The organism is Propioniciclava sp. (genome assembly GCF_029977985.1).
Taxonomy (GTDB): domain Bacteria; phylum Actinomycetota; class Actinomycetes; order Propionibacteriales; family Propionibacteriaceae; genus Propioniciclava.
Map to the genome: position 1 here is coordinate 1 of NZ_JARKOT010000117.1, position 6,325 is coordinate 6,325.

Consider the following 6,325-nt stretch of genomic DNA (forward strand, 5'->3'; position numbering starts at 1 on the left):
AGGCGGACTCGTCGATGGTGATGCCACCCGAACTGGTGATGCCGTCGCCCCGTGTGGCGAGCAGCAGCCGCAGGCGGGCGTCGAACTCTGCGGGGCCGGCGTTCTCGAGCACGAAGTCGCCCACGCCCCAGTCGGCGCTCAGCGCGGCGAGACCACCCTCCGCGACGATCAGCAGGATCGGCGTCGCCGTCCCGGAGGCCGCCAGCAGCCGGCACATCTGGCGCGCGGTGGGGAGGTCGGTGCGGCCGTCGAGGACGATGACGTCGTAGCGTTCGGCCTCGTTGACCACGCTCGCATCGGGGGGGACGAGGGCGTAGCTGTGCGGCAGCAGGGCCAGCGCGCTGACGGGAGCCTCGTCCGACGTGCCTGCCACGGCTGCGGGGCTCACCACCAGCAGATGTGCCATGCGATCCCTCGTGATTCCGGGTGACGATCGAACCTTATTCTACGGAAGCGGCGTGGTATTCGTCAGGACGACCACATTTCGCTGTCCAACACCAGTGTGACGGGGCCGTCGTTGACCAGGTCGACTCTCATGTGGGCGCCGAAGCGGCCCGTGGCCACCGTCGCGCCGAGAGCACGGAGGGCGTCGGCGAACGCGTCCACGAGCGGTTCGGAGACGGCGCCGGGCGCGGCGGCGCTCCAGGAGGGACGCCGCCCCTTGCGCACGTCGGCGTACAACGTGAACTGGCTGACGACGAGGACGGGGGCGTCCAGATCGGACGCCGACCGCTCATCCGCCAGGATCCGCAGACCCCACACCTTGTCGGCGAGGCGCTGGGCGATCGCCGCCGTGTCCCCGTGGGTGACGCCGACGAGCACCACCAGCCCCGGCCGTTCGAGGGCGCCGACGACCTCACCGCCGACGCTGACACACGCCCGAGCGGCGCGCTGCACGACCAGCCTCATCGGCTCTCGCTCCTACTGGTAGGAGATGAAGTGAGGCAGGGGGTCGACCTGGGCGACCGTCTGCGCAGGGGTGAGCATGGGGGTGTCCTCGTCCTCGAAGTTCTTCCAGCCGAGCCACGAGCGCTCGGGCAGGTCGCGCTTGATGACCTCCCACGTGCCCTGTTTGGCCGGCTGGGATCCCTGCCCGTCGACATGGACGAGATACTGCACCTGCGGCCGGGTGGTGTCGAGGCGGTCCCGCTCCACGATCATGCGGGTCTGGAACTGGTGCAGCGTGAGCACCTTGGGCGGCAGCCGGTGTTCGGTGATGAAGTCGGCGAGCCAGTTGCCGACGGCGTTGACCTCGTCTACGTGCACCTGCCCGATGGAGCGCAGGTGGCGGCCGTCCGGCGCGAGGCGCCATTCGGGGTCGAGGGCCAGACCCACGTGAGGGCGGACGAGCAGGTCGGCGTACTCCTTGGCCTGGGTGAGGAAGTCGGTCCGTCCGGGTTGCAGATCGAGGACGACGTACAGGCCGGCCGCTTCGGCGGCGTCCAGCCAGGGCACGAGCTTGTCGAGGGGCGTCCGGTAGGAGTAGTCCCCCCGGTCCCCGGCGCCGGACGAGGCGACCGTGGCGATGATCTCGAAGGCCCCCATGAACGTGACATCGGTCACGAGGCCGGCGTAGGCGTCCACGAGCCGCTGCACGCGTTCGACGGACGCCGCCGGCGACTGTTCGCCGAGCATGCCGAGCGCCGCCGTCTCGGGGTGTCCGTACAAGGCGATCATGTGGTGACCGGGGAGGGGCGCGATGCCGCCGCCGGGGAGCTCGGCGGCGCTCCGCGTCACCGTGACCTGGGCGGCGTAGTCGGCGTCGGTGCCCAACGCGGCCCCCACGCCCAGGACACGCCCGTCGTGGCTGCGGACGAGCGCCGTCGTGGCGGCGTCCCCGCCGGGGAGCGGGCCCGGGGTACGGGTCGGTTCGAGCCCGGCTGCGGACAAGGTGGCGCCCACCACGTCCGAGGGCTCCTCGGCGGCGAGGACGAGCACGTCGTTGGCCGGCGGCGCCAGCGGAAGGCCGTCGAGGGAGAGGGCGTCGGCGGAGGTGGGCGCGCCGATGACCTCACGCTCGCCGACGTCGAGGTTCTCGACCCAGGAGAGCACGGTCCGCGTCTGCAGGCGGTTCAGCTCTGCCGGCAGCTCGGGGGAGTTCACCAACAGGGGGACGCCGAGGGCGCGGGCGATCTCGGCGGGACCGGTGGCATCGGCGTCCGGTGCGACGATTCCGACGATGGTTGCGGCCGCGAGAAGGGCGCGGCTGGCCACGAGTGCCCCCTCGGGCCCCGGGGGCAGGACGCCGTCCGCCGGGGGCGTCCGGGTGATGAGCTGGTGACGGGAGGGATCCAGCCGGGGCGTCTCGGGGGTGTTCACGGGAGAGGTCGGTGGGGTGCTGCACCCGGCCGCGACGAGGGCGGCGGCGGCCGCGGAACCGAGCACGAACTGGCGGCGGTCGATCACCAGAGCACCCTCTCACAAGGTCGTTCACGATGCCAGCAGGCCATGGGGAAGAATCGGGGGAACGGCGGCGTTGTGCCGTCCGAGACGCTTCGAGGAGGCACCCGTGTTCGAGATCCCACCCGACCTGAACCCCGCCCTCGCGGGCCTCGCATGGCTGCGTGGCCGCTGGGAGGGCACGGGCTACCGCGAATGGCCGGGAGAGGGAAAGACCGAGTTCGGCGTGCAGATCGACTTCGTGGAGAACGGCGGCGACTACCTGCACTACCTCGCCCAGATGTTCACCCTCGACGCCCAAGGGCGCCCCGAGGCCCCGTTGACCATCGAGACCGGCTTCTGGCGGGGCACACCCGAGGGGCAGGTCGACGTGGTCATGTGCAGCCCCGAGGGCTATGCCGAGATCTGGTACGGACCCTTGTCTCCCGGCCGCGTCGACCTGACCACGGACGCGGTCGTGCGGTCGCCCCTGGCGCAGGTGGAGTACACGGCCGGACGCCGCCTCTACGGCACGGTGGAGGGCAAGCTGATGTACAGCTTCGACCGGGCCACGACCGACGAGGCGCTGCGGCCCTACATGTGGGCCACACTGGAGCGGCGCTGACGATGGGGCGGGCGGTCCTGAACGACAGCGGCCCGGACGCCGGGGTGCCGTGGCACTATGGCGATCCGATGCGCGAGCAGCGATGGCTGGCGGCGGGGGAGGCGAACGTCGACCTGTCCCACCGGCCGGTGTTCACCGTCTCCGGGCCCGACCGGCTCGCGTGGCTGCACGCGCTCACCTCACAGCGGTTCGAGGGGCTCGCCCCCGGGGTGTCGACGACCGCCTTCGTGCTCGATCCGAACGGGCGCATCGAACACGTGCTGGGCGGCGTCGATGACGGCGAGGTCTTCTGGGCGCACACCGAGCCCGGACACCTCGGGGCGCTGCTCGAATGGCTGGGGCGGATGGTCTTCGCGTCGCGCGTGGAGTTGGCGGACCGGTCGGCGTCGCACGCCCTGGTCATCGCGGGCGGGCCGCAGGTGGTCGCGCGGCGCGATCTGGAGTCAGTGTTGGGGGACCGGCGCGCAGGCACCTGGGCGGCGGAGGCGCTGCGCATCGCCGCTGGTCAGCCGCGGATCTTCCTCGACACCGACGAGAAGACGATCCCGAACGAGGTCGCCGTGCCGGTGGCCGATCGGCTCGGGGCCGCCGTCCACTTGGAGAAGGGCTGCTACCGCGGCCAGGAGACCGTCGCCCGGGTGCACACCCTCGGACGCCCCCCGCGCCGCCTCACCCTGCTGCACCTGGACGGGTCCGAGGAGCGGCTGCCCGAGGTCGGTGCGGGCGTGCTGGCGGGGGAGCGGGTGGCGGGGCGGATGGGCACGTCCGCGATCCACCACGAACTCGGGCCGATCGGGTTGGCGCTGCTGAAGCGCTCCACCGAGGTGGACGCCGCGCTCAGCGCGGCGGGCGTGGCGGCGTCCCAGGAGGTGGTGGTCGACCCCGACGTGGGGCTCCACGTCCGGCCCCGTCTGGGCTGAACGTCGGCCCGTTTCGCGCGGAAGGCGTAGTCAGGCGGCCCGGGAGGCGCGCCCATCGCGGACGCGCCTGATCAGGTCCAGCGCGATGTAGACGGCACGGCGTCCCATGGCGGAGGCCCACGCCTTGGCCGAGCCGAGTCGGACGTCGGTCGCGCTGACCCACGTGGGGTGCGCCGCACGGAAACCGCGGAACACCTCCGCCATCTCGCTGGCCTGGCTGCTCGCCAGCCGCACCGACCACTGCTGGGCGCTGATCCGGAAGCTGGAGAGCACCTCGTCGATGCCGACCATGCCGCCGTACGCCAACGTGTTCACGTAGCTCTGCACGTCGATGGCGTAGCCGGAGCGCCCGTCCCACCAGCCGGCCCGCTCCAGCGCCGATCGGCGCAGCAGCACCGCCCCCGGCTCGCCGAACACGTTGGTGCCCGCGCGCACGGTCGTGCGCACGGCGGTCGCCGCGTCGTGTGCCCCGACGAGGGAAGCCGGCAGACCCCGATTCGCGATCAGCACGGCGCCGGTGTCGGTGATCATGGCGCGGTTCGACGCCGCCAGCACGGCATCGGGGTGGGCGTCGAGGGCGGCCACCTGCACCGCCAGGGCACGCGGGGCGAGCAGGTCGTCGGCCGGCAGGAGCTTCAGGTACTCCCCGGACGCCGCCTCGCTCACCCGGTTCCAGTTGCGCTGGGCGCCACCGCCCGCGGGCGTGGGTTCGAGCAGCCGCACGTGCGGATCGGAGGCGTAGCGCTCCAGGATCGTCTGGGTGCCGTCGTCGGAGGAGTGGTCCGCCAGCACCAGCTCGTAGTCGGTGAACGTCTGGGCCAGCACCGACTCGATCGTCTCGGCCACGCAATCGGCGTTGCGGTAGGCCGGAATCACGACGCTGACGCGCGGTCCGGGGCCGGGCACGGTTACAGCCTTCCGGACGCGCCGGGAGCCCCCGGCGGCCCACCCGGGTGGGGGGCGTCCGAGCCCCGGTAGAGATCCTCGACCGAGTAGAGCGGCCGGTTCTGCACCTCACGGTAGATGCGGCCGATGTAGCTGCCGAGGATGCCGAGCATCACGATCTGCAGCCCGCCGACGAACAGCAGGGTGATGATCGTGAAGGTCCACCCCTGCACGACCGATTCCGGGTTGAGCAGCCGCCCGGCCAACACCCAGAGGATGGCGACCAGCGCGCCGAGCCCCATCACCGCGCCGATGCGGCTGATGATCGTGAGCGGGAACGTCGAGAAGCCGAGGATGCCGTCGGCGGCCAGTTTGAACATGCGGCGCCACGTGTAGTGGGTCTCGCCGTGGACTCGCTCGTCGCGGTCGAACGGCACGGCCACCTGGTGGTACCCGACGCTCGAGACGATTCCGCGCATGTAGCGGTCGTGCTCGCGGAACTTCTTCACCTCGTCGACGACCTTGCGGTCCATGAGCCGGAAGTCGCCGGTGTTGCGCGGGATCTTGATGTCGCCGATCGACTCCAGCAGGCGGTAGTACGCGTCGGCCGTGACCTTCTTCACGAAGGCGTCCTTGCGCGTGCGCCGCTGGGCGTAGGCCACGTCGGCGCCCTGCTCCCACGCCGCGATGAGTTCGAGCGCGACCCGCGGTGGATCCTGCAGGTCGGAGTCCATGATGACCACGGCGTCCCCCGACGCGTGGTCCATGCCGGCCGTGATCGCCCGCTGGTGCCCGAAGTTGCGGGAGAAGTTGATGACGACGACGCGCGGGTCGGCGTCCGCCGCCTTCTTGAGGCGTAGCAGGGTGTCGTCGGCCGAGCCGTCGTTCACGAACACGAACTCCAGCGCGTAGGGCAGCCCCGCGGTCACCTCGTTCAACACCGTGTGCACATTGTCGACGTTGACGCCCTCGTTGTAGAACGGCAGCACGAACGAGATCCGCTCGCCACGGCGCCCCACTGGCACCTCGGACGCCCCCGGTGCGACCAGTTCACTCATGCGGCTCGTCCTTCCGTTGGCCCGCTGCTCAGGCGTCCTTCTTGGCGCGGTTGCGCAGCTTCGCGCGCTCGTGCCCCGCGAGGACAGTCTTGCGCATCCGGACGGCGGCAGGTGTGACCTCGAGGCACTCGTCGCCACGGCAGAACTCCAGCGCCTGCTCCAGGCTGTGCAGCCGCGGCGGCACGAGCCGCTCGAGCTCCTCGCCCGTCGACGACCGCACGTTGGTGAGTTTCTTCTCCTTGGTGGGGTTCACGTCCATGTCGTCGGGGCGGGGGTTCTCGCCCACGATCATGCCCTCGTACACCTCGTCGGTGGGTGCGACGAACAGGATGCCGCGCTCCTGCAGGTTGAACAGCGCGTACGACGTGACCGATCCTGTCCGGTCGGCGACGAGGGACCCCGTCATGCGCGTCTTGATCTCGCCCGCCCACGGCTCGTAGCCCTCGAACACGTGGTGC

Annotated in this window: 6 protein-coding genes and 2 pseudogenes; 2 read left to right on the plus strand and 6 right to left on the minus strand. The window is 71.2% G+C overall.

What is annotated here, in order from left to right; all coding sequences use genetic code 11:
- The 3 genes and pseudogenes from Q1K57_RS07685 to Q1K57_RS07695 all read right to left on the minus strand — a co-directional run.
- Positions 1–406: pseudogene (locus Q1K57_RS07685) on the minus strand (DNA-binding response regulator); the annotation flags it as partial.
- A gap of 62 nt (positions 407–468) precedes the next feature.
- A complete protein-coding gene (dtd, locus tag Q1K57_RS07690; protein ID WP_300080585.1) occupies positions 469–909 on the minus strand; it encodes a D-aminoacyl-tRNA deacylase in 441 nt (146 codons plus the stop codon).
- A gap of 12 nt (positions 910–921) precedes the next feature.
- Positions 922–2,406 carry a twin-arginine translocation signal domain-containing protein gene (locus tag Q1K57_RS07695; protein ID WP_300080587.1) on the minus strand — a complete coding sequence of 495 codons (1,485 nt, stop codon included), beginning with the start codon at positions 2,404–2,406 and terminating at the stop codon, positions 922–924.
- A 103-nt stretch (positions 2,407–2,509) separates the two neighbouring features.
- On the opposite strand from Q1K57_RS07695, the gene Q1K57_RS07700 reads away from it, so the two are divergent.
- Together Q1K57_RS07700 and Q1K57_RS07705 are read left to right on the plus strand one after the other, a co-directional pair.
- Positions 2,510–3,004: an FABP family protein gene (locus tag Q1K57_RS07700; RefSeq protein WP_300080589.1), complete on the plus strand. Its 495-nt coding sequence runs from the start codon at positions 2,510–2,512 to the stop codon at positions 3,002–3,004.
- Positions 3,005–3,006: 2 nt separating this feature from the next.
- Entirely contained in the window at positions 3,007–3,924 is a 918-nt protein-coding gene (locus tag Q1K57_RS07705) for a folate-binding protein (RefSeq protein WP_300080591.1), read from the plus strand.
- A 30-nt stretch (positions 3,925–3,954) separates the two neighbouring features.
- Here Q1K57_RS07705 and Q1K57_RS07710 read toward each other — a convergent pair whose 3' ends face one another.
- The 3 genes and pseudogenes from Q1K57_RS07710 to Q1K57_RS07720 form a co-directional block, all read right to left on the minus strand.
- Positions 3,955–4,830 (minus strand): glycosyltransferase family A protein, encoded by an 876-nt coding sequence (locus Q1K57_RS07710; protein ID WP_300080593.1) that lies wholly within the window; start codon positions 4,828–4,830, stop codon positions 3,955–3,957.
- A gap of 2 nt (positions 4,831–4,832) precedes the next feature.
- A complete protein-coding gene (locus Q1K57_RS07715; protein ID WP_300080595.1) occupies positions 4,833–5,867 on the minus strand; it encodes a glycosyltransferase family 2 protein in 1,035 nt (344 codons plus the stop codon).
- A 28-nt stretch (positions 5,868–5,895) separates the two neighbouring features.
- Positions 5,896–6,325, minus strand: a pseudogene (locus Q1K57_RS07720) (translational GTPase TypA); the annotation flags it as partial.